Here is a 22,996-nt window from a genome sequence, read left to right on the forward strand (position 1 = left end):
CAACTCTTTCAGCGGTTGATCGAACGCCCCGTCGACAAAGCCTGGGGCGTGTAGGAAAAATCGGTCTCGAATGGATAGGTAGGCCGGTTTCGAAGGTCATTGGAAAGTCGCTCCACGAACTGATCCACCACACCGGGAGACAGCGCCATCAGATTGGGATTGGCGATTGGAGCCAGTTCGGGGGAAAGGTATCCCGACTTCACCACGATGATTTTGGCGCCGTGCGGATCGAGTCCCAGACGCACGAAATCCGCGAGATAATGGTACGGACGTCGCTTGGCGGAAAGCACAAGTTCGATGCCGCCAATCACGACCACGGCCTGCCTGTCAGCAGGATCTTGTGCCTCTGACAGGAATTTGACATTTGCGCCGACATGAATTGGCTTGCTGTTGATCGCGTCCAATGATGCGCCGACTGAAAGGTCGAGCACGGCACCAATACCGGCCGCGTAGCAGGCCTCTGTTGCGGCTCTGTCCGCAATGCCGGCAAAAATGACGCCCTGCGCATTGGCGGCAATCAGCGCAGCAAGAACCTCGGCCCGGTCGCCCACGCCGCCACCGGTCGGGTTATCACCGGATTCTGCCAGAACGACGGGAGCTGTACTGCTGGTGATTGCCTTATCGACACATTCCTGAATGGAACCGGTTTCGCAACCGAAGATGAATTGTTCGCGTACATCCCAGTAAGCCTGAGCCACACGTTTCGCCTCGCGTTCCAGAACGGCGCGGTCGGTCCCGGTCATGATCGCGCAGGCTTTTGCCCGCGGTTCGTCGGCCCAGACGTAACCGACCATCAGCGATGCATCCCATACCCCGGGCATGGCGTCGATCTCCGGCAGCATGGCGTAAAGGCTTTTTGCCGGTTCATCGACCGTGCTGGTGCGCTCGCCCGGCAGTACGACTGGAATTGGTGCCCACACGATGATCGGTTTTTCTCCGGTCTTCAGGCTGCGAACCAGCATTGATACCGAACGACGCATGGTTTCCTCGACGTCGATATGGGGCGCGGTGCGGTAGGTGGAATACATGTCGAGGGCGTCGAGAATACGCTGGCTGACATTGCCGTGCAGGTCGTAGCTCGCCGATAGGGTACAATCAGGTCCGACCAGTTCGCGTGCGGAGGAAATCCAGTCACCTTCGGCGTCCTCCATTCCCTCCACATACATGGCGCCATGCATGGCGAGATAAAGCCCGTCGAGCGGCAGAAGCGGCTTCAGGAGTTCCAGAAACTCGGCCTTGAAGGCTTCATATGTGACCCGCGCCACGGGGCCGCCGGCAATCGCGCGGGCGTGAATGGTCGGCAGGAATTCGGCGTCATAATCCTTGAGAAAGGCGAAATAGGGCGCTTTGCTCAGCTCTTCGCCGCGGGTGACGCGAAAATCCTTCTCCTCGTTGAGAACCGGGTTGTAGGTGCTGCATTCGATGTGGATGCCGCCGACTGCAATGCGCATGGGAAACCTCGATATGATGCTCAATTGCTATTGGGGCCGATCAGAAAGTTATGGGCTGCAATGCTGGCAGCGCCTCGCGCCCAGATATCGCTGGAGACACGGCGCAGACGGATCGGCGTCTGCCCGGCATAGCGCGGCAGGACATTGGTTTCGATTGCCTGCTGCATGACGGTTCCGAAAAGGCCCTGCAGGCCGTCTTCGGTATGGGTGATGAGAATGAGCCCGGGGTCGTTCATCTGGATGAGATTGGCGATGGCAAGCCCCAGTGCCGAGCCGGCGCGGTGCAGAATATTGATCGCCGCAGCGTTGCCGGTTGAAGCGATCTTCTCGATATCGGACAGGCAGGTGCAGGCAAAACCCTCGGCGCGCGCCATCTCCTTGATGGCGTTCATGGAAGCAATAGTGTCCAGGCAACCGCGTTTGCCGCAGCGGCAGGGTGCGCCGCCCGGTTCCACCGTGCAATGAGCGATCTCGCCGGCGCCGCCATGGTTCCCACGGTATAGCCTGCCGTCGATCACATGGGCGCAGCCGATGCCATCGCCGAGCGAGACGACGCTGAAATTCTGCTGGTCGCGGGTACTGCCGAAAAGTTTCTCATGAACGGCAATCGCCTTGGCGTCGTTCTCGATGAACGTGTCTATGCCTGTATGTTCGCGAATGATCTGCGCGAGAAGCACGCCCTGCCAATTGAGCAGCGTCGATTGGATACAGGTTGCCTGACGCTCGTCGACGAAGCCGGAAAGGGCAATGCCGATACCGCCGATCTTTGCGGCGGCATGCGGGTGAGCCTTGAACAGATCCGGCAATCGCTCGGCAATCAGTCTCGCAATTGTCTGCGGATCGCGCGACAGCGGCATGTCGATCTGGGCAATAACCTTGCCGCCGAGATCGCAGAGGATCATCGGTGCCGGATCCTGAATGAGCGATATGCCGGCAAAAAATGCCCATTCCGGTTGCAGGTCCAGCCGTATCGAAGGGCGCCCCCGACCATAGATCGTACCGGCCTCATGCAGAACACCCAGATCGATCAAATCCCGCGCAAGCCCGCTCATTGCCGCCTTGCTCAAACCCAATGCGACAGCCATCTCCGTCCGGCTCAAGGGGCCGGATTCACTGATGACACGCAGAAGCTGGCGGTGGGAGGCGGTGAGCATGGTTTGGTTGTCCGGGAAACGAGTGACTTGACACTAAGTTCACAAAATGAACAAATCAACGGCAATAAATAACAAAAATGATCTAAGGCGGTGCGCCGCTTAAAGTGAAAAACAAGAGGGTGAACGGATGAATATGATCGACAATAAACATCGCCGCCGTCTGGTTCTGGGCTGTGCCCTTGCCGTTGGTCTGTCCATGCCATTTGCAATGCCGGCTATCGCGGCGGCCGCCACGTTGACGGTCATGCAAAGCGAAGCGCCGCGCTCCATGGATCCCGGTGACCAGACAGCCACCTACACGGCAGCCGTTCTCGATCCGATGTACGAGGGGCTTGTGCGCCGCGACCCGGATCTCTCTCTGCGTCCGGCGCTTGCGACCGAATGGACGGCCGATGCATCCGGTCTGCTATGGACGTTCAAATTGCGTCACGGCGTGAAATTCCATGACGGCACGCCTTTCGATGCCGATGCCGTGGTGAAGAATTTTGCCCGCCATCTCGATACCAAGCGCGGTCTCGCCGCCAGCGGCCGTCTGCGCACCTTTCTGGACAGCGTGACAGCGATCGATTCCTCAACCGTGCAGTTCAAGCTGAAGACAAAATATCCGGCCTTCATCGCGCTTCTGTCCACCGGACCTTGCCTGATTGTCAGCCCGACGGCGGATGCTGCCGGCACGATCGGAACAAAGGCTGTTGGCACCGGCCGCTACAAGCTCGCCGAATACAAGTCCGGTGAATATGTGCTGCAGACAAAAAACACCGAATGGTGGGGCGGTGCGCCGAAAGGTGCGGACGAGATCAAGTGGACATGGACTGCCGAAACATCCGTGATGAGCATGGCGCTGCAGACGGGGGATGCCGATATCGTCAATCCCTTACCACCAGCCTTTGCCAACCAGCTCAAGAATAATCCCGACATGGTCGTCAACGCTTCTGACGGTTCGGCGGTATTCTGGGTGTCGTTGAATACAAAAATGAAGCCGCTGGATGATGTCAAAGTCCGTCAGGCGCTGAATTATGCGACGGATCGCCAAGGTCTGGTGCGCGCGTTCATGCAGGGTTATGCGACACCGGCCAATTCGCCGCTTGCCCCCGTCACTCCCGGCTATGACAAGTCGCTGGCGCCTTATGAATACGATATCGACAAGGCAAAGGCGCTGCTGGCCGAAGCCGGTTATCCCGATGGATTTTCGATGACCACGATCGTGCAGGAGCAGGAAGCCCGCATCGGCGAACTGCTGCAGGCCATGTGGGCCAAGGCCGGTGTCAAGCTGGAGGTCAAGCGCATGGAGGGTGGTGTCTGGTCGAAGGCCGCCTTCCTCGACCCTGCAGGCAAGGAAAAGGAAGGTATCAGCTCATCGATCGCTTCCTGGTCTTCCGGTGTCAGTGGCGCCGATCTGCAGTTTCGCCCGCTTTATTATAGCAAGAGCGCTTCTCCGGCCGGTGCCAATCTCGGTTTCTTTTCCGATCCGAAACTCGATGATCTGATCGACAAGGCTGCTTCCACATTGGATGAAAAGGCCCGCAATGCGATCTATGGCGAGGCCCAGAAGCTCGTGAACGAGCAGGCGCCGCACGTGCTGCTCTATACCAAGCAGGATCTCTATGCGACGCGCTCCAATGTCAGCGGGGCCTGGATGATTCCAGGTGGTCTCGTCGTGGTCAAAGACGCCAGCAAGTAGGGCATGAGATCGCGGTCGGGAAAACCCGACCGCCTCTTTGCCGAGAAAGCGCATGAAAGCTTATATTCTCCGAAAACTGCTGGCCCTGCCGCTGATCCTGATCGGTGTGTCATTGCTGGTTTTTCTCGCCATCCGGGCGCTTCCGGGCGATCCCGCACGCCTGATGGCCGGACCCGAGGCAACGCAGGAAGCGGTCGACAACATGCGTACGCGGTTGGGGCTCGACCGCACGCTGGTCGTCCAATATGCGGATTTTGCAGCCAATGCCGTGCAGGGTGATCTGGGGCTGTCGATCAAGTCAAAACTGCCGGTGGTCGAAGAGATCACGGAGCGCATGCCCTATACGATCGGGCTCGCCATCTGCGCCTATCTTCTGGCGATCAGCATCGGTGTGCCCGCCGGCATGATCGGTGCGATCTATCGACATGGCTGGCCGGATCAGGCCGTCATGCTGCTGGCGATCGTCGGCGCCTCCATTGCCAATTTCTGGCTGGCGCTGATGGCGATGAACACGTTTTCGGTGGGGCTTGGCTGGTTGCCGCTGCTCGGCGCCGCGTCATGGAAGAGTTTTATCCTGCCCTCGGTAACGCTCGCCGTTCTGCCGACCGCAGTGATTGCCCGCATGACACGTTCGAGCATGATCGAGGTGCTGGCGCAGGATTATATCCGCACCGCGCGCGCCAAAGGGCTGGCACCGGGGTCGGTTTACTGGAGCCATGCGCTGCGCAATGCCATGATCCCCATTGTCACCATCATCGGCCTGAATTTCGGCAGCCTGATCGGCGGTGCAGTGGTAACCGAATCGGTGTTCAACTGGCCTGGCATCGGTCGGCTGCTGGTCGATTCCGTGCGTTATCGCGACTATCCCGTTATCCAGGGCGTCACATTGGTGGCCGTTACCGGCGTGGTGATGATGAATTTTCTGGCGGAGCTGCTGATCGCCGTCCTCAACCCCAAGATCAGGCTGGATTGATCATGGCCCTGCAGACAGACGCAGAAACCACTATGCGCCGATCGTGGGCGCAAACGCTGTGCCGGACAGCCTATTGGGCAATGGCACATCGAAGCATCATCATTGGCGCCGGTCTGGTCGGCCTTATCGTGCTGGCTGCCATCCTTGCCCCCTTCATTGCACCGACAGACCCTTACGAGCAGGATCTTCTGTCGACGATGATGTCGCCGTCCTGGGCGCATCCTTTCGGCACAGACGACAATGGCCGCGATATCCTTGCCCGCGTTCTCTACGGCGCGCGCATCTCGCTTCTGGAAGTGGTTCTCAGTGTCGGCCTGTCGGTTTTTGTCGGCGTGCCGCTCGGTATCTTTGCCGGCATGGCGAGCAGAATGGCCGATCAGGCCATCATGTGGGTGATGGACATTCTGTTTGCCTTCCCGGGTATCGTGCTCGCTATCCTCATCGTCAGCGTGCTCGGCTCCAGCCTGATGAACCTGATGATTGCCATCGCCATCTTCTCCGTGCCGGTTTACGCGCGCTTGAGCAGAAACCTGACGCTCGGGCTGAAAAGCATGGAATATGTGGAAGCAGCCGTGTCGCTCGGCATTTCCCGTCGCCGCATCATGACGCATTATATCCTGCGCAATGCCGTCGGGCCGATCATCGTGCAATCCACCCTGACGGCCGGTACCGTCATCCTGTCGGCCGCCAGCCTTTCTTTTCTTGGCCTCGGTGCGCAGCCGCCGCTGCCGGAATGGGGCGCGATGATGAGCGACGGTCGCAACTATCTCGGCCTCAACATCTACATGTCGCTGTTTCCCGGTCTTGCCATTATGGTCACCGTGCTGGGCTTCAATATTCTCGGTGACGGATTGCGTGACCTGCTGGACCCACGGCAATGACGCAGTTGCAGAGTTCCAATCACGGCGGCATGGGTGCGGCCGATCCGGTTTATGCCATCGATATCGGCGGCTCGTTCATGAAGTTCGCAGCATCGCCGGAGCCCGGAACGGTGCGCATACTCGACCGCGTCGAAACACCTGTTGGTTCGTGGCCGGACTTTTTGGCTACCGTATCGTCACTGATCGTGCGGCATGTCCCGTCGGATCATCGCAACGCAGCTCTGGCGCTGTCGATTGCCGGTCTGATCGATCCGAAAAATGGTGCCGCGACGTCAGCCAATATTCCCTGCATTACCGGCAGGCATCTGGCGAACGAACTCGAAATTGCTCTTGGCCGGCCGGTTTTTGCCGCCAACGATGCCGATTGTTTCACGCTTGCTGAGGCCAATGAGGGCGTCGGTCGCGGTCATCCCGTGGTCTTCTGCGCCATCATGGGCACCGGTATCGGCGGTGGGTTGGCGATCAATGGCCGTTTGATCAGAGGTGCCGGTGGTGTCACCGGCGAATGGGGGCATGGCCCGGCGCTGAATACGACGGTCGATTTCGGAGCCGGTGACACGGTTTTCATACCACGCTTCGCCTGCGGCTGTGGTCAGTCCGGATGTGTTGATACGATCGGTGGCGCGCGCGGAATGGAGCGTCTGCACCAGTTTCTGCATGGGAGCAAAAGCACCAGCCATGAAATTCTTGACGCATGGTCGGGCGGTGATCCGGCTGCCGATCGCACCATGACCGCATACCTGCAATTGGTCGCGGATCCGCTGTCGCTGGTGGTGAACATCACCGGTGCATCGATCGTGCCGGTCGGCGGCGGTCTCGCCTCTGAACCGAAATTGATTGCCGCATTGGACGCAGCCGTCCGAAAACGCGTGCTGAACCGGTTCGACCATCCAATCGTCATACCTGCCATCCGTCAGGATGACGGCGGACTGGTGGGGGCGGCTGTGCTGGCGCGACAGGGCCGGGTTGAGGGCCATAACGAGGGCGCTGCATGACCATTCTGCTCGAAGTCTGCGTCGATAGCCCGGCAGGTCTCGCTGCCGCCATCGAAGGCGGGGCAGATCGAATCGAACTCTGTGCCGCGCTCGATGTCGGCGGCCTGACACCTTCGCCGGGATTGATGGCTCTGGCAGCGCGCGCGCCGATCCCGGTCCATGCGCTGGTCCGTCCGCGGGCCGGTTCCTTTATCTTCGGCTCCGATGACGAGGCGGCCATGGCCGCCGATATCGACGCGGCCCTGACGGCTGGCCTTGCCGGCGTGGTGATTGGTGCGAGCCGAGAGGATGGCAGGCTCGATACGGCCATGCTGGCGCGGCTCAAGACCGTTGCCGGTGAGGCAGGTGTCACGCTCCACCGTGCTTTTGATCTCGTGCCGGATATGGATATCGCACTCGAACAGGCCATCGACCTCGGTATGGAGCGCATCCTAACCTCCGGGGGCAGGCTGACGGCGATAGAGGGTGCCGATGAAATTACCCGGCTCATGAAGAAGGCCGCCAGCCGAATCCGCATCATGCCCGGTAGCGGTTTGCGGCCCGACAATGTTGATCACCTGCTGAGATGCGGTGTCGGCGACGTCCATGCATCCTGCCGCAGGGCAATCCTTGCAGATCCCGATGATCGTGCCACAGCTTTCGGTTTCCAGTCGAAAGAGGCTTTTGCAACGGATGCCGATATCGTCCGGCAGATGCGCGCAAGGCTGGATGGCTGGCGAGACGACAACAAGTAACGCCGCCGGCGTTTGCATCTTGCCCGGCGGCCCGCTATCCAGAACGTCCCGACATTGTCCCCCGAGGTTATCCCGCATGTCCGCTTCCCTGCCGCAAAAGACCTATGATGCCTTCCTGTTTGATATGGACGGAACCATCCTGAACTCGATTGCGTCGGCAGAACGTGTCTGGGGACGTTGGGCAGAAAGCCATGGGCTGGATGTCGAAAAATTCCTTCCGACCATGCACGGCAAGCGTGGCATCGACACGATCACCGAACTAAACCTTCCGGGTGTCGACCCGGCAGCAGAAGCGGCCATCATTCTGCAGGGTGAGATCGATGATGTCGAAGGCGTCGTGCCGATCCCCGGCGCCATCGAATTTCTGGCGTCGATCCCGCCGGAAAAATGGGCGATCGTCACCTCCTCGCCGATCATGCTGGCCAAGCGCCGGCTTGCGGCTGCCGGCATCACCGAGCCGCGCTTCATGGTGACCGCCGAGGATGTGAAGGTCGGCAAACCCAATCCGCAATGCTATATTCTCGGTGCCGAACGTGTCGGCATCAGCCCGGCCGAAGCGCTGGTCTTCGAAGACGTCATGGCCGGCGTCAAAGCAGGTGAAGGGGCGGGCGCCGATGTCGCCGTGATCAGCCACACCCATGCGCATCCGCTTGAAACCAGCCATCTGACGATTGCCGATTACCGCGATCTGACCACGCATGTCGATGCGGATGGCCGCCTGTCGCTTCAGAGAAGATAGAGCCTCTCTAAACTGCGGCTCATACCTTGATCTGAATCAAGGTCGCTAAACACATCAAATGACATTTCTGCCTGAGAGCGGCGGCTGAACATCGGTTCGGCCGTCCGTCATATGCTTCAGGGGGATGTTCGCGATGAACAATACCATTACCATTGGCGGGTTGGTTGCCGGGGCGTTTCTTGCGCTTCTGGGCGCCGGCTTTGCCCATGATGACCTTTTTGCCGCCCATATGTGGGTGCTTTTCTTCTGTCTTGCCATCAGCACGGTCGTCGTTGTGCGCCGTGTTGATTTCTCCGGCGCAGGCCGGGCAAGCAGCCGGGATGATCAGTCCGGCTATTTCGACGAAGTCATCCGCTATGGAACGATCGCCACGGTCTTCTGGGGCGTCGTCGGTTTTCTGGTCGGTGTTTTCGTGGCGCTACAACTGGCGTTTCCGGTGCTCAATCTGGAGCCCTTCCTGACGCTCGGCCGTGTGCGGCCGCTGCACACGTCAGCGGTCATTTTTGCATTCGGTGGCAATGCTCTCATCGCAACCTCCTTCTACGTCGTCCAGCGGACGTCTCGCGCCCGCCTGTTCGGTGGCGGCCTCGCCTGGTTCGTGTTCTGGGGCTACCAGCTTTTCATCGTCATGGCGGCGACCGGTTATCTTCTGGGTATCACCCAGGGCAAGGAATATGCCGAGCCGGAATGGTATGTCGATATCTGGCTCACCATCGTCTGGGTCGCCTATTTGCTGGTTTTCCTCGGCACGATCCTGAAGCGCAAGGAACCCCACATCTATGTGGCCAACTGGTTCTATCTCGCCTTCATCGTCACCATTGCCATGCTGCATATCGTCAACAATCTGGCGGTGCCGGTCTCCTTTCTGGGCGTAAAAAGCTATTCCGCCTTTGCCGGCGTTCAGGACGCCCTGACCCAGTGGTGGTACGGCCATAACGCCGTCGGTTTCTTCCTGACGGCAGGATTCCTCGGCATGATGTATTATTTCGTGCCCAAGCAGGCCGAACGTCCGGTTTATTCCTATCGCCTGTCGATCATCCACTTCTGGGCCCTGATCTTCATGTATATCTGGGCAGGTCCGCACCACCTGCATTATACGGCGCTGCCTGACTGGGCGCAGACGCTCGGCATGGTCTTTTCCATCATGCTGTGGATGCCGTCCTGGGGTGGCATGATCAACGGCCTGATGACGCTGTCGGGCGCCTGGGACAAGATCAGAACCGACCCGATCATGCGCATGATGGTCATGGCGATTGCCTTCTACGGCATGTCGACCTTCGAAGGCCCGATGATGTCGGTCAAGGCCGTCAACTCGCTCAGCCATTATACCGACTGGACCATCGGTCACGTCCATTCCGGCGCACTTGGCTGGGTCGGGATGATCTCCTTCGGCTCGGTCTACTTCCTCGTGCCGAAACTGTGGGGCCGCAAGCGTCTCTACAGCCTTGCCATGGTCAACTGGCACTTCTGGCTCGCCACGCTCGGCATCGTTGTCTACGCCGCCGTCATGTGGGTTGCCGGCATCCAGCAGGGTCTGATGTGGCGCGAATACGATGACCAGGGTTTCCTCGTCTATTCGTTCGCAGAAACCGTGTCGGCCATGTTCCCCTATTACCTGCTGCGTGCGCTCGGCGGCGCCATGTACCTCGCCGGCGGCATCATCATGGCCTTCAACGTCACCATGACCATTCTTGGCCATGAACGCGAAGAACGGCTTCCCGGTCAGGCTTCGGCCAACCTGCAGCCCGCCGAATAAGGACGAAACTCATGTCTTTGATGGATAAACATCAGTTCATCGAGCGCAACGCGACCCTGCTTCTGGTCGGCTCGCTGCTCGTCGTGTCGATCGGCGGCATCGTGGAAATCGCGCCGCTTTTCTATCTCGAAAACACCATCGAGAAGGTGGAGGGGATGCGTCCCTATTCACCGCTCGAACTGGCCGGCCGCAACATCTACATCCGCGAAGGCTGTTACGCCTGCCATAGCCAGATGATCCGTCCGTTCCGTGACGAGGTCGAACGGTATGGCCATTACAGCCTGGCGGCCGAATCCATGTACGACCATCCCTTCCAGTGGGGCTCCAAGCGCACGGGGCCGGATCTCGCCCGTGTCGGTGATCGTTATTCCAACGAATGGCACGTCCAGCATCTCACCGATCCGCGGTCGGTCGTGCCGGAATCGGTTATGCCGAGCTATGCCTTCCTGAAGGAAACGAACCTCAAGGTCACTGACGCCACGATGGAGCTGACGGCCAACAGCCGCGTCGGCGTTCCCTATACGGAAGAGATGCTCACCAGCGCCAAGGCGGATCTGGAGGCACAGGCCAATCCGGATGCCGATACATCCGGCCTGCTGGAACGCTACCCCAAGGCCAAGGTCGGCAATTTCGATGGCGACCCGGCTCGGTTGACCGAGATGGATGCGCTCGTCGCCTACCTGCAGGTGCTCGGCACGCTGGTCGATTTCTCGACCTATGACGATGCCACCGGTTATCGCTGAGGAGAGGCTCTCATGGAAACCTACACAGCAATGCGTCACTTCGCCGATAGCTGGGGCCTGCTTGCCATGGCTCTGTTTTTTGTCGGCGTCATCTTCTTCACCCTGCGTCCAGGCGGCAAGGCATCGGCGGACAGGGCTGCGCATATCCCTCTGAAGGAGGACTGAGCCATGGCCGAAAAACATGTCGATGAAATCAGCGGCGTCGAAACCACCGGTCATGAGTGGGATGGCATTCGCGAGTTGAACAACCCGCTGCCGCGCTGGTGGTTGTGGACTTTTTATGCCTGTATTGTCTGGGCTCTCGGTTATACCGTCCTCTACCCGGCATGGCCGATGCTGACGCAAGCCACACCCGGCATTCTCGGTTATTCCAGCCGAGCCGAATATGCGGCTGAAAGTGCCGGTGCAAAGATTGCCCAGGGCGGAATTATCGAGAAAATCTCGAAATCCTCGCTGCAGGAAATCGTTGCCAATCCGCAGATGAACCAGTTTGCCATTGCCGGCGGTGCATCCGCCTTCAAGGTCAATTGCTCCAACTGCCATGGTTCGGGTGCTGCCGGTGGTATCGGTTATCCCAACCTCAATGATGACGACTGGCTCTGGGGCGGCGATCTCGACACGATCCAGCAGACGATCGCACATGGTATCCGTGATGCCGTCGATCCGGACACCCGGATTGCCGACATGCCGGCCTTCGGAGAGATGCTGCAGCCGGACGAAATCCGTCAGGTCGCCGCCTATGTCAGCAGCCTGACCGGCACCCCAAAAAATGCTGCCTTGGTCGAACCCGGCAAGCAGATTTTTCTCGACAACTGCTCCTCCTGTCATGGCGAGGATGCCAGGGGAAATCGTGAGCTTGGTGCGCCCAATCTGGCCGATGCCATCTGGTTGAAGGTCAATGGGGAAGCGGAAATCGCCGAACAGGTTCGTGCGCCAAAACATGGTGTCATGCCGGCCTGGCAGGCCCGTCTGAGCAGCGACACCGTCAAGCAGTTGACCGTTTACATCCATTCGCTGGGTGGTGGCGAATAAGCAGGAACGGAGCGGATTTTTCTCTGTTGCAATCCTTGGGCCGCGCTTTGCTGAAAGGTGCGGCCTTCTCATTTGTCAATTCTGTCGCACCCGAAACTTGACCTAGGTCAAGGTTTGCCATGGGCCGCGGTGGGAAAAGGGCGGAACAAGAAGTGGATCGTCCCATGAACCTTTATACGGCAAACCACCTCCAGCCCGCTGGCGGCGCCAGAGGACCGGGGAATGGCTCCGGAAGCGGCTCCGGTCCGGTTCCGCCATCGGAACCGCTTTACGAAAAGCGCCAGAAGATCTTTCCGAAAAGCGTCAAGGGCCGCTTCCGCCGCTTCAAATGGCTGTTCATGGTGGTGGCGCTGGCGATCTATTACCTGACGCCATGGATCCGCTGGGATCGTGGTCCGCACGCGCCCGATCAGGCGGTGCTCATCGATCTGTCGGCGCGACGGTTCTATTTCTTCTTCATCGAGATCTGGCCGCAGGAATTTTTCTTCGTCGCCGGCCTGCTGGTCATGGCAGGGCTGGGTCTGTTTTTGCTGACATCGGCGGTGGGGCGGGCATGGTGCGGATATGCCTGTCCGCAGACGGTCTGGGTTGACCTCTTCCTGGCCGTCGAACGTTTTATTGATGGAGATCGCAACGCTCAGATCAAGCTCAACGCCAGCGCATGGACCTTCGCCAAGATCTCCAAACGCGTGACAAAACACGCGATCTGGCTGGCAATCGCGGTGCTGACAGGCGGCGCCTGGATTTTCTATTTTGCCGATGCGCCCGGTCTGGCATTCGATTTCGTCACGGGTCAGGCGGCGATCGTTGCCTATTCGACCGTCGCGACCCTGACCGCCACGACCTATATTCTCGGCGGGCTGATGCGCGAGCAGGTCTGCATCTACATGTGTCCCTGGCCCCGTATCCAAGGCGCCATGCTGGATGAGCATTCACTGGTCGTCACCTATAACGACTGGCGGGGAGAGCCGCGTAGCCGTCATGCCAAGAAAAGGGTAGCCGGCGGTCAGTCGGTTGGCGATTGTGTCGATTGCGATGCCTGCGTGGCGGTCTGTCCCATGGGCATCGACATCAGGGATGGTCAGCAGATGGCCTGCATCACCTGCGCGCTTTGTATCGATGCCTGCGACAACGTCATGGACAAGATCGGCAAGCCACGCGGCCTGATCGCCTATGCCACGCTCGACGAATACGATGGCAACATGGCGCTGGCGACCAATGGTGGCCAGACCGCTATCGAGCCGGCCCGCGTTCGTAATTCCGATGGGTCTTTCGTTGATCGCATCCGCGAGTTCCACTGGCAGGTGATCTTTCGCACCCGTACGCTGATCTATTTCGGCATCTGGGCCCTGATCGGACTGGGGCTGGTCTATGCGCTTCTGACGCGTGACCGGCTGCAGCTCAATGTCGTGCATGACCGCAATCCGCAATTCGTGCTGGAATCGGACGGGTCGATCCGCAACGGCTACACGGTCCGGCTTCTCAACATGGTGCCGGAGCCGCGCACCATCATGCTGTCGCTCGACGGCCTGCCGCAGGCAAGCATGCGTGTTGTCGGCATCACGGATGTTCCCGGCAACATCGTTGCCATTCCGGCCGAACCGGACAAGGCGATGGCGCTTCGCGTCTTCGTGACGTTACCGCCCGATGGCGATGCAAAGGCTTCGCCGGTGCGTGATTTCCGCTTCATCGCCGAGGATCGCTCCAGCCATGAGAGCGACGCCTACAATGCCACGTTCAACACGCCAGGAGGAAAAAAATGATCGGCGCCGAGAAGAAGCCCTTTACCCTGACCGGTTGGCACATGTTGGCGATCATGCTGTCGTTTTTCGGTGTCATCATTTCGGTCAATTTCTTCATGGCCTATAAGGCGGTGAGCAGCTGGAGCGGCCTGGTTGTGCCGAACACCTATGTCGCCAGCCAGCAGTTCAACGCCAAGGTTGCCGCAGAGCGCGCGCTCGCAGCCACGGGCGTGATCGGAAATCTGAAGATCGATGGTACTTCCGTCCGTTACGAGGTTTCGGATCCGGATGGCGCCGTTGCCGCCGATACGCTTGTCCTGTCATTCCGGCGGCCGGTCGGTGACAGTCAGGATTTTACCCTGACGCTGGAACCGCAGGCGCAGGGCATCTTCACGGCCCAGCATGACATCCGGCCCGGTCACTGGATCATCGAGGCGGTGGCGACGCGCGGCGGCAATCCGATCCTGCACCAGACACGCCGGATCGCCGTCCACGGAGAGCGGTCATGAGCTGCTGTGCGCCTGGGACTGAAGGTGCGCTCGATCTTCTGGGCGCATTGCCTTCCACCGAAGAATTGCTGCTGTCCGCCCGTGATCTGGGCAATGGCATGAAGCAGACTGATCTTGGCGTACCGGACGTCTATTGCGGTGCCTGCATCGCCACGATCGAGAAGGCGCTGGGCGCTATGCCGGCCGTCGAAAAGGCAAGGGTGAACCTGTCGACCAAACGTGTGTCCGTCCTCTGGCATGAATCCGTTGACGGTGAGACAACCGATCCGGTTGAGATCGTCCGCACCATCGTCACCTCCACGGGCTATTCGGCGCATCTGTTCAACGACGCCGAGGAAGCCGCCGACGCGCTGAAATCGCAGCTGCTGCGCGGTGTCGCCGTCTGTGGTTTTGCGGCTGCAAACATCATGCTCCTGTCGGTATCGGTCTGGTCCGGTGCCGATGCCTCGACGCGCGACATGTTCCACTGGATTTCGGCGATGATCGCGGCTCCAGCGCTGATCTATGGCGGCCGCTTTTTCTACCAGTCCGCCTGGAATGTCATTCGCCGCGGCCGCACCAATATGGATGTGCCGATCGCGCTGGCCATTACCCTTTCCTATGGTGTGTCGCTTTGGGAAACCATGCATCACGGCCACCACGCCTGGTTCGATGCGACGGTGTCGCTGCTGTTTTTCCTGCTGATCGGCCGCACGCTCGACCATATCATGCGGGAGCGGGCGCGTGCCTCGATCAGCGGGTTAGCGCGCCTGTCGCCGCGTGGAGCGATGGTGCTCGGCGCTGATGACGTGCGCGAATACCGTCCGGTTTCGGATATCAGACCGGGAGATCGCATCGCCATTGCCGCCGGTGAACGAATCCCGGTCGATGGCATTGTTGAAAGCGGTGCCAGCGATCTCGATGTGTCGATCGTCAATGGCGAGAGCGCACCACATCCCGTCACGAAGGGTGCCAGTGTTCAGGCCGGCATGCTCAGCCTCACCGGCTCGCTGGTCCTACAGGCGACGGCTGCTGCCAGGGATTCGTTTCTGTCGGAAATCATGTCGCTGATGGAAGCCGCCGAAGGCAGCCGTGCCGGTTATCGCCGACTTGCCGATCGTGTCGCGCAATTTTATTCGCCGGCTATCCATCTGCTTGCCATAACGGCCTTCCTGTCCTGGGGCCTTCTTGGTGGTGACTGGAAACAGGCGATGCTGATCTCCATCGCCGTGCTGATCATCACCTGCCCCTGCGCGCTGGGCCTTGCTGTTCCGGTCGTGCAGGTCGTGGCCGCCGGCCGCCTGTTCAGGAACGGCATCATGGTGAAGGACGGTTCCGCCATGGAACGTCTGGCCGAGGTCGAAATGATCGTTTTCGACAAGACCGGCACTTTGACGGTCGGCCGTCCGCGCCTGCTCAATGGCGGCGAAATCGACGCCTCGCATCTGTCGATGGCAGCCGGTCTCGCCGCCCATTCGCGCCACCCGCTATCGCAGACGCTTTACACGCGCCACACAGGTTCGGTGCCGTTTTTCGAGGGCGTCGAAGAAAGGCCGGGCGAGGGGCTGCAAGGCTTTTCCGGCGGTCGAACCTACCGCCTCGGCAGCCGCCGTTTCGCCTGCGATCAAAATTCAGCCGGTGCTTCGGCCTCGTCCGAGGTGGTCCTGTCGGTTGATGGCGCAGAACTTGCCGCTTTCCGTTTCGAAGACCGCGCGCGGTCCGGTGCGGAAGCGGCCATGCGGGAACTTCTGTCGAAAAACATGTCGACCGCAATTCTGTCGGGGGACAGAGCGGCCGTGGTCGAGCGCCTTGCGAAGCGGCTTTCGATCGACGCATGGCAGTCCGATCTTTCTCCACGCGGCAAGACCGATGCCGTATCTGCCTTTGCCGAGGGCGGTCGCAAGGTGATGATGGTCGGTGACGGCATCAATGATGCACCGGCCCTGCGCGCTGCCCATGTCTCGATGGCGCCGGCAACGGCTGCGGATATCGGCCGTCAGGCGGCAGATTTCGTGTTCATGCACGAAAGCCTTGCCGCCGTGCCTTTCGCGCATGAAATGTCGCGGCGTGCCGGCACCTTGATCCGCCAGAATTTCGGGCTTGCCATCGGTTACAACGTCATCGCCGTGCCGATCGCGCTGGCCGGTTACGCCACTCCGTTGATCGCGGCCGTCGCCATGTCCACTTCGTCGCTGATCGTCGTCGCCAATGCGCTGCGGTTGAATCATGTGCGGGCGGGCGAGAGGGCAGTCGCCCAGGATGCAGAACTGGAAATCTCGCCGGGGGCTCGAACCGCATGAACATGCTGATCTACCTCATACCGGTGGCGCTGTTTCTGGGTGCATTGGGGCTTGGCGCCTTCTTGTGGTCCTTGCGCTCCGGCCAGTATGAGGATCTCGATGGCGCCGCCTGGCGTATCCTGTCCGACGACAACAAGCCGGATGATCCGCGCGGTCATTGATCGGTGAGAGGACGGATTGTTTCAGGCGTCGCAAAAATATGCGGCGCCTTTGTCGTGTCTGGCTTTATCAGTCGTCGACGTGATCGTGGCCGCCGTTGCGGCCCGGACGCCAATAACCTTCCGAGGCGATCTGGTCGCGTCCCAGGCCACGCGCGATCAGGTGATGGCGCTGGGCCCGCACATTGCTCGTTTCGCCGATGATATAGGCATGACCACGTCCTTGCGGCAGGTCGAAGCTCGAGAGCCGATCGAGCACGATGCTGTTTGGCCCCGGATGCGCGTCACCACGATGTAGCCATTCGATATTGGCATCCGCCTCTGTGGTGATTGCTTCCTCGTCTTCGTGACCTTGCACCTCCAGAAACAGATAGGCTTTCGTCCCGGCCGGTACTGTTTCCAGAATGTGGTAGATCGCCGGCAGGCAGGTTTCGTCGCCGGTAAACAGGTGCCAGTCGGCTTCCGGATTGAACACGACGCGGCCACGCGGTCCCTTGACTTCGACCGTGTCGCCCGGCTTGCAGTTGCCTGCAAAATTCGGTCCCGGTGTATTGCCATGCATGACGAAATCGATGGCGACAGTGCCTTTGTCACGGTCGATGCCGCGGATCGTGTAGTGGCGGCGGCCGAGTTCGCCGTTTTCGAGCGGCAGAAACAGCACAACGTCCTGACCGGGTTTATATTGAAGTGCCTCGATGCCCTCGGCGGTGAACCAGACCCGCCGCAATTTTGGTCTCACGTCCGCAGCCTCGACGACACGAAAAGTCCAGGCGGGAAGTTCGGGTCTTTTGCGCGGCATGTCCGCTGTGGGGGCGGAACTGGATTGTTGATCCATGACAGTCTCCTTGATCGGAGGGCAAATGGCGATCATGCATGTACCGTGAACGGTGGCACGGATCGCTGCCCGATCCGTCGATAGAACCATATTCTTGGGACCAAAAGTCAAGTTTTCGTGCGGAGCTTTTTCGGGAGGCTAAGGTAACGCAGCCTGTTTTTTCGCAAGCCGCGACCTAATTGCAAAACCATGCCGAGACGGAAACGTGTTTCCGTAGTCGAATGATACTGAGCGACAACCGGGCCGCTGAACGAGCCCCTGAGGGAAGGAATAGTTTTCATGCGCATGATGACAAAATTTGCCGGGGTGCTTCTCGCCGCCTCCTTCGCCTTCGGGCAGGCTCAGGCGCAGGTCGTCGTATCATCGAAAATCGATACCGAAGGCGGTGTTCTCGGTAACATCATTCTTTCGGTTCTGAATGCCAATGGAATCAAGACGGCCGACCGCATCCAGCTCGGTGCAACACCCGTTGTCCGCAAGGCGATCACCGCTGGCGAAATCGATATCTACCCGGAATATACAGGCAATGCGGCCTTCTTTTTCGAAAAGAGCGGTGGTGACGCCGGCTGGAACGATGCCGCCAAGGCCTATGAGCAGGCCAAGAAGCTAGACTACGATGCCAACAAGATCGTTTGGTTGACACCATCGCCGGCCAACAACACCTGGGCGATCGCGCTGCGCAAGGATGTGACGGATGCCAACAAACTCGTCACCTTGAGCGATTTCGGCAAATACGTTGCCGGTGGCGGCACAGTCAAACTCGCCGCCTCTTCGGAATTCGTCAATTCCGCCGCAGCCCTGCCGGCATTCCAGAAGACCTACGCCTTTACCCTGAAGCCGGAACAACTGATCACTCTTTCGGGTGGTGATACAGCCGCCACCATCGCCGCCGCCGCCAACCAGACCAGCGGTGCCAATGCGGCCATGGTCTACGGGACAGATGGCGGCATCGCGCCGTCCGGTCTTGTGGTGCTGGAAGACGACAAGGGCGTGCAGCCGGTTTACCAGCCGTCGCCGATCATCCGCGAAAAGGTCTTGAAGGAAAATCCGCAGATCGAAAGCCTGCTGAAGCCCGTCTTCGAAAAGCTCGATCTCGTCACGCTGCAGGAGTTGAACGGTCGCGTTCAGCTGGGTGGTGAACCGGCCAAGGCAGTGTCGGACGACTTTCTCAAGACGAATGGTTTTTTGAAGTAAGCCGATAGAAGCGCCAGCCGGCAAAGAGCAGGAAAACGCATGAGGTTTGACTTGTGAGGCTTGACTTGCGCCGGATCGACCGGGTCGGAGTGGTGGTCGCCCTGATCGCTGCTTATGGCCTCGTCGCGCCCTTTGCGCTGTTTCGCGCCAACCGCATCGTGCAGGGCGAGGGGCGTTCCCTGCTTTCCGCCCTGCCGCCTTCGCTCGGCATGGTTCTGATGGCGCTGGTCATCGTCGGCATCGTCCTCGCGCTTCTGCGCCTGCCGATATTGGTTCGGCTGGTGACCAGTTTCGTGGTGCTGGCAGGTCTCGCAATTGCCATCGGTGGTGCGGCGACCTTTCTGACGCCGGCAGGCAATACCTATGCCCGCGTCTCACCCGGCTCCGGTTTCTGGATGCTCGGTGCCGCTTTCGCCCTGCTGGCAACGGATTCGCTGGCGCGCATGCGGCCGACTGCATGGTTACGCATCGCTTTTCTCGCAGCCACTGCTGCCGCAATAACACTGATCCTGACCTCGGACCTGTGGAGCGGCCTGTCGCTCATGAAGGAATATGTTTCGCGCGCCGACACGTTCTGGATGGAGGCGGGGCGGCACCTGACACTGGCATCCGGATCTCTTGCCGTTGCGGCGCTGATCGGTATCCCGCTTGGCATCTTTTGCCATCGCGCCGCACGCATCCGCTCTGTCATTCTCAACCTTCTCAATGTCGTCCAGACCATTCCGTCGATCGCCCTGTTTGGTATCCTCATCGGCCCGCTGTCATGGGTGGCGGCCACTGTGCCGGGCGCGGCCGATCTCGGCATTCGCGGCATCGGCATGGCGCCGGCCTTCGTGGCGTTGTTTCTGTATTCCCTGCTGCCGATGGTAGCCAACACGGTGGGAGGTCTGGCTAGCGTGCCCCGCGATGCCAATGACGCCGCCCGCGGTGTCGGCATGACGGATCGGCAGCGGCTGGTTCAGGTGGAACTGCCGCTTGCCTTTCCGGTCATCCTCACCGGCATTCGTATCGTGCTCGTGCAGAATATCGGTCTTGCCACCATCGCGGCCCTGATCGGTGGCGGCGGGTTTGGCGTTTTCGTGTTTCAGGGGCTCGGCCAGACGGCAATGGATCTGGTTCTGCTCGGCGCGGTGCCAACGGTAGCACTGGCTTTTGCAGCGGCAGTCATTCTCGATGCCGTTGTGGAGCTGACAGCACCGGCAAATGCGACAAACAGGACGGCTCCTACTGCCGGAAAGGAAGCGACCGCATGATCGAGATCGATGGCATCAGCAAGGCCTATGGCGACGTCACCGTGGTCGATAACGTCTCGATGACGGTCGATGCGGGATCCGTCACCGTCATCGTCGGCACCTCCGGTTCGGGTAAAACCACGCTGTTGCGCATGATCAACCGGCTGGTGGAGCCAACCAAGGGTGCCATCCGCATCGATGGTGAGGACAATGGCGCCATTGCCCCGCACGAACTGCGCCGCCGCATCGGTTACGCCATTCAGGGGCATGGCCTGTTTCCCCATCGTACCGTCGCGGACAACATCGCCACCGTGCCAAAGCTGCTCGGCTGGCCGCAGGAGCGTATCAAGGCGCGTGTCGAAGAGCTTCTCAAACTTTTTCAACTCGATCCAACATCGTTTGGCCCACGTTTTCCGCACGAACTGTCCGGCGGTCAGAGCCAGCGCGTCGGTGTCGCCCGCGCGCTTGCTGCCGAGCCGAACCTGCTGTTGATGGACGAACCCTTTGGCGCACTCGATCCGGTCATTCGCGCCAAGGCGCAGGATGATCTGCTCGCCATTCAGAAACACTTTGGTACCACCATCATCCTTGTCACCCACGATATGGAAGAGGCCTTTGGCCTTGCCGACAAGATCGCTGTCATGGATGGCGGGCGCCTGCTGCAATATGCGACGCCGGCTGAAATGCTCGCCAATCCGGCAACCGATTTCGTCGCCTCGTTGATCGGCACCGCAGAACGGCCATTTCGTCTTCTGTCGCTGAACCGTGTCGAGGCCGCAATCGAAACAGGACCTGCGGAAGGGGCGGCGATCGCCTCCGATATCAGCCAGCGGGATGCTTTGGCCGAGCTGCTCTGGTCCGGTCGTTCCGCATTGCCTGTCACGGATAGGGACGGTGCGGTTATCGGCCGGGTCACCGTCGATGGCCTCCTGAAGCGGGCGAGGCCGGAATGAGAATTGGCTTGCCGTTAATTATCCGGCTAATTGTTTTTCTGCTGTTGGTGACCTTTTTGGTCATGCCACAATGGTTTGCGCCGCTGCTCCAGCCGTTGACGGAAAACGGCGGGCCGCCGGTTTATGTACAGTCCAGCCTTCTGTCGCTGACCATCTCGCATCTGACGGTGGTCTTTGCGGCCACCGTTGCCGCCACCATCGTCGCCGTCGGATTGGCCATCCTCGTCACACGTGAATCCGGTCGTGAATTTTTGCCGCTGTCGCGCAGTCTGGTGAATATCGGCCAGACCTTTCCACCCGTCGCCGTGCTGGCGCTGACGGTACCGATGCTGGGTTTCGGCGAATGGCCGACGCTGATCGCGCTGTTTCTTTACGGACTGCTTCCGATCTTCGAAAACACCCTGACGGGCCTCACCACATTGCCGGTATCGGTGATGGAGGCCGCGCGCGGCACCGGCATGACCGGCTGGCAGCGTCTCACCAAGGTCGAACTGCCTCTGGCCTTTCCGCTCATCCTCGGCGGCATCCGCCTGTCGATCGTCATCAGCCTGGCCACGGCCACTATCGGATCGACGGTAGCGGCCCGCACGCTCGGCGAGGTGATCATTGCCGGCCTGCAGTCCAACAATCTCGCCTTCATTCTGCAGGGTGGTGTGGTCGTCGCGGCACTGGCGGTGCTGATCTACGACACATTGCTGTTCGCAGAACGCGTGGTCGCGCGCCGATCCGGCTTGAACCGCGCTGCTTGACCGCTGACATGAAAAAGCCGCCGGACATCAACGATGTCCGGCGGCTTTGGTTGTCAAAATACCGATCGATCTGGATCAGATCTGGTTGGTCGCCGGTTCCACCGGACGATCCAGCGTGCCCTCGCGCTTGTCCTGTTCGACGTGGCGACGGTTGTAGCGGATCGACGACCACAGCGAGATGCCGATCAGGGTCGCACCGCCAAGGCCGGTGATAACCTCGGGAATGTGGAACATCGTCTGCACGTACATGATCACCGAAAGGATGAGGATGGCATAGAAGGCGCCATGCTCGAGATAGCGGTAATGCGTCAACGTGCCCTTTTCGACCAGCATGATCGTCATGGAGCGAACATACATGGCGCCGATGCCAAGGCCGATCGCGATGATGAACAGGTTGTGGGTGAGCGCAAACGCGCCGATGACGCCATCGAAGGAGAAGCTGGCATCCAGCACTTCCAGATAGATGAAGGCGCCGAGACCACCCTTTGCGGCTTCCGACATCGTCTTCTGCTGCGCATCGAGCAGGCCACCGATCACTTCGACGATCAGGAAGGTCACGAGACCATAGATGGCCGAATAGACGAAGGTGACCGAATCCTCACCGGTCAAAAGCCGCGAGAAGAGCAGGATCAACAACAGCACTACGGCGATCTCGACACCCTTGATGCCGGCAAAGCGGGCCATCGGGCTTTCGAGGAACGGGATCCAGTGCACGTCCTTCTCCTGATTGAAGAAGTAGGACAGGCCCACCATCATCAGGAAGGTGCCGCCAAAGGCTGCGATCGGCAGATGCGCGTCATGCATGATGCGCGAATATTCTTCCGGCTGGCTTGCCGCCAGAACGATTGCCTCGATCGGCCCGATCTGGGCAGCGATCACGACGATCAACAGCGGGAAGACGATACGCATGCCGAACACGGCAATCAGGATACCCCAGGTCAGGAAGCGATGCTGCCATTCCGGGGTCATGTCTTTCAGCTTGTTGGCGTTGACGATGGCGTTGTCGAAGGAGAGCGAGATTTCCAGAACCGCCAGCACGACGCAGATGAAGAAGATCGTCGCTGTACCGCTGATCGTGCCGGTCGATTGCCAGCCGAGGAAGCCGCCGAGGAGTAGACCAAGCGCGGTAACGATGAAGGCCCAGCGGAAATAGCCGAGCGTGGATGATGTGGACTGGCTCATGCGTGTGTCCCCCTGGTGGAGAGA

Annotated in this window: 22 protein-coding genes; 18 read left to right on the top strand and 4 right to left on the bottom strand. The window is 59.9% G+C overall.

Features of this window, described 5'->3' with window-relative positions:
- Window positions 1-8 precede the first annotated feature (8 nt).
- Window positions 9-1,451, bottom strand: a complete 1,443-nt coding sequence (locus AAIH70_RS16670) for a M81 family metallopeptidase (RefSeq protein ID WP_132275935.1) — start codon at window positions 1,449-1,451, stop codon at window positions 9-11.
- A gap of 20 nt (window positions 1,452-1,471) precedes the next feature.
- The gene (locus tag AAIH70_RS16675; RefSeq protein WP_430034939.1) at window positions 1,472-2,605 is read right to left on the bottom strand and encodes an ROK family transcriptional regulator; all 1,134 of its coding nucleotides are present in this window, start codon (window positions 2,603-2,605) and stop codon (window positions 1,472-1,474) included.
- Window positions 2,606-2,738: 133 nt separating this feature from the next.
- Between AAIH70_RS16675 and AAIH70_RS16680 the strand changes: the two genes are divergently transcribed.
- From AAIH70_RS16680 to ccoS, 14 genes are all read left to right on the top strand, one after another.
- Window positions 2,739-4,286, top strand: a complete 1,548-nt coding sequence (locus AAIH70_RS16680) for an ABC transporter substrate-binding protein (protein ID WP_165932052.1) — start codon at window positions 2,739-2,741, stop codon at window positions 4,284-4,286.
- A 52-nt stretch (window positions 4,287-4,338) separates the two neighbouring features.
- Window positions 4,339-5,259, top strand: coding sequence for an ABC transporter permease (locus tag AAIH70_RS16685; RefSeq protein ID WP_132275941.1), 921 nt, complete (start codon window positions 4,339-4,341; stop codon window positions 5,257-5,259).
- 80 nt (window positions 5,260-5,339) lie between these two features.
- Entirely contained in the window at window positions 5,340-6,140 is an 801-nt protein-coding gene (locus tag AAIH70_RS16690; protein WP_245519215.1) for an ABC transporter permease, read from the top strand.
- Window positions 6,137-7,135 (top strand): ROK family protein, encoded by a 999-nt coding sequence (locus AAIH70_RS16695; protein ID WP_132275943.1) that lies wholly within the window; start codon window positions 6,137-6,139, stop codon window positions 7,133-7,135. Before AAIH70_RS16690 ends, AAIH70_RS16695 begins: the two co-directional genes overlap by 4 nt.
- Window positions 7,132-7,869: a copper homeostasis protein CutC gene (locus tag AAIH70_RS16700; RefSeq protein WP_132275945.1), complete on the top strand. Its 738-nt coding sequence runs from the start codon at window positions 7,132-7,134 to the stop codon at window positions 7,867-7,869. Before AAIH70_RS16695 ends, AAIH70_RS16700 begins: the two co-directional genes overlap by 4 nt.
- Window positions 7,870-7,945: 76 nt before the next feature.
- Entirely contained in the window at window positions 7,946-8,608 is a 663-nt protein-coding gene (locus AAIH70_RS16705) for an HAD-IA family hydrolase (RefSeq protein ID WP_132275947.1), read from the top strand.
- A gap of 133 nt (window positions 8,609-8,741) precedes the next feature.
- Window positions 8,742-10,364: a cytochrome-c oxidase, cbb3-type subunit I gene (ccoN, locus tag AAIH70_RS16710; RefSeq protein WP_132275949.1), complete on the top strand. Its 1,623-nt coding sequence runs from the start codon at window positions 8,742-8,744 to the stop codon at window positions 10,362-10,364.
- An 11-nt stretch (window positions 10,365-10,375) separates the two neighbouring features.
- Window positions 10,376-11,107 (top strand): cytochrome-c oxidase, cbb3-type subunit II, encoded by a 732-nt coding sequence (gene ccoO / locus AAIH70_RS16715; RefSeq protein WP_132275951.1) that lies wholly within the window; start codon window positions 10,376-10,378, stop codon window positions 11,105-11,107.
- A 12-nt stretch (window positions 11,108-11,119) separates the two neighbouring features.
- Window positions 11,120-11,272, top strand: a complete 153-nt coding sequence (locus AAIH70_RS16720) for a cbb3-type cytochrome c oxidase subunit 3 (protein WP_132275953.1) — start codon at window positions 11,120-11,122, stop codon at window positions 11,270-11,272.
- A 3-nt stretch (window positions 11,273-11,275) separates the two neighbouring features.
- Window positions 11,276-12,139: a cytochrome-c oxidase, cbb3-type subunit III gene (gene ccoP, locus AAIH70_RS16725; protein WP_132275955.1), complete on the top strand. Its 864-nt coding sequence runs from the start codon at window positions 11,276-11,278 to the stop codon at window positions 12,137-12,139.
- A 164-nt stretch (window positions 12,140-12,303) separates the two neighbouring features.
- Complete coding sequence (ccoG, locus tag AAIH70_RS16730; protein WP_430034943.1) at window positions 12,304-13,902, top strand: cytochrome c oxidase accessory protein CcoG; 1,599 nt, start codon at window positions 12,304-12,306, stop codon at window positions 13,900-13,902.
- Window positions 13,899-14,390, top strand: a complete 492-nt coding sequence (locus tag AAIH70_RS16735) for a FixH family protein (RefSeq protein ID WP_132275959.1) — start codon at window positions 13,899-13,901, stop codon at window positions 14,388-14,390. Before ccoG ends, AAIH70_RS16735 begins: the two co-directional genes overlap by 4 nt.
- Window positions 14,387-16,669 carry a cation-translocating P-type ATPase gene (locus AAIH70_RS16740; RefSeq protein ID WP_430034945.1) on the top strand — a complete coding sequence of 761 codons (2,283 nt, stop codon included), beginning with the start codon at window positions 14,387-14,389 and terminating at the stop codon, window positions 16,667-16,669. The genes AAIH70_RS16735 and AAIH70_RS16740 overlap by 4 nt, the downstream gene beginning before the upstream one ends.
- Window positions 16,666-16,830 (top strand): cbb3-type cytochrome oxidase assembly protein CcoS, encoded by a 165-nt coding sequence (gene ccoS, locus AAIH70_RS16745; protein WP_132275963.1) that lies wholly within the window; start codon window positions 16,666-16,668, stop codon window positions 16,828-16,830. Before AAIH70_RS16740 ends, ccoS begins: the two co-directional genes overlap by 4 nt.
- Before the next feature lie 67 nt (window positions 16,831-16,897).
- On the opposite strand, the gene AAIH70_RS16750 is transcribed toward ccoS, so the two are convergent.
- Window positions 16,898-17,662: a siderophore-interacting protein gene (locus AAIH70_RS16750; RefSeq protein WP_132275965.1), complete on the bottom strand. Its 765-nt coding sequence runs from the start codon at window positions 17,660-17,662 to the stop codon at window positions 16,898-16,900.
- Between the two features lie 279 nt (window positions 17,663-17,941).
- On the opposite strand from AAIH70_RS16750, the gene osmF reads away from it, so the two are divergent.
- From osmF to AAIH70_RS16770, 4 genes are all read left to right on the top strand, one after another.
- Window positions 17,942-18,856: a glycine betaine ABC transporter substrate-binding protein OsmF gene (gene osmF / locus AAIH70_RS16755; protein ID WP_132275967.1), complete on the top strand. Its 915-nt coding sequence runs from the start codon at window positions 17,942-17,944 to the stop codon at window positions 18,854-18,856.
- 65 nt (window positions 18,857-18,921) lie between these two features.
- Window positions 18,922-20,109, top strand: coding sequence for an ABC transporter permease (locus AAIH70_RS16760; protein WP_132275969.1), 1,188 nt, complete (start codon window positions 18,922-18,924; stop codon window positions 20,107-20,109).
- Window positions 20,106-21,041 carry an ABC transporter ATP-binding protein gene (locus tag AAIH70_RS16765; protein ID WP_132275971.1) on the top strand — a complete coding sequence of 312 codons (936 nt, stop codon included), beginning with the start codon at window positions 20,106-20,108 and terminating at the stop codon, window positions 21,039-21,041. Before AAIH70_RS16760 ends, AAIH70_RS16765 begins: the two co-directional genes overlap by 4 nt.
- Entirely contained in the window at window positions 21,038-21,790 is a 753-nt protein-coding gene (locus AAIH70_RS16770) for an ABC transporter permease (protein WP_132275973.1), read from the top strand. Before AAIH70_RS16765 ends, AAIH70_RS16770 begins: the two co-directional genes overlap by 4 nt.
- A gap of 75 nt (window positions 21,791-21,865) precedes the next feature.
- On the opposite strand, the gene AAIH70_RS16775 is transcribed toward AAIH70_RS16770, so the two are convergent.
- Window positions 21,866-22,972, bottom strand: a complete 1,107-nt coding sequence (locus AAIH70_RS16775; RefSeq protein WP_132275975.1) for a DUF475 domain-containing protein — start codon at window positions 22,970-22,972, stop codon at window positions 21,866-21,868.
- Window positions 22,973-22,996 lie beyond the last annotated feature (24 nt).

This window comes from Neorhizobium sp. BT27B, assembly GCF_050455485.1.
Classification (GTDB): domain Bacteria; phylum Pseudomonadota; class Alphaproteobacteria; order Rhizobiales; family Rhizobiaceae; genus Neorhizobium.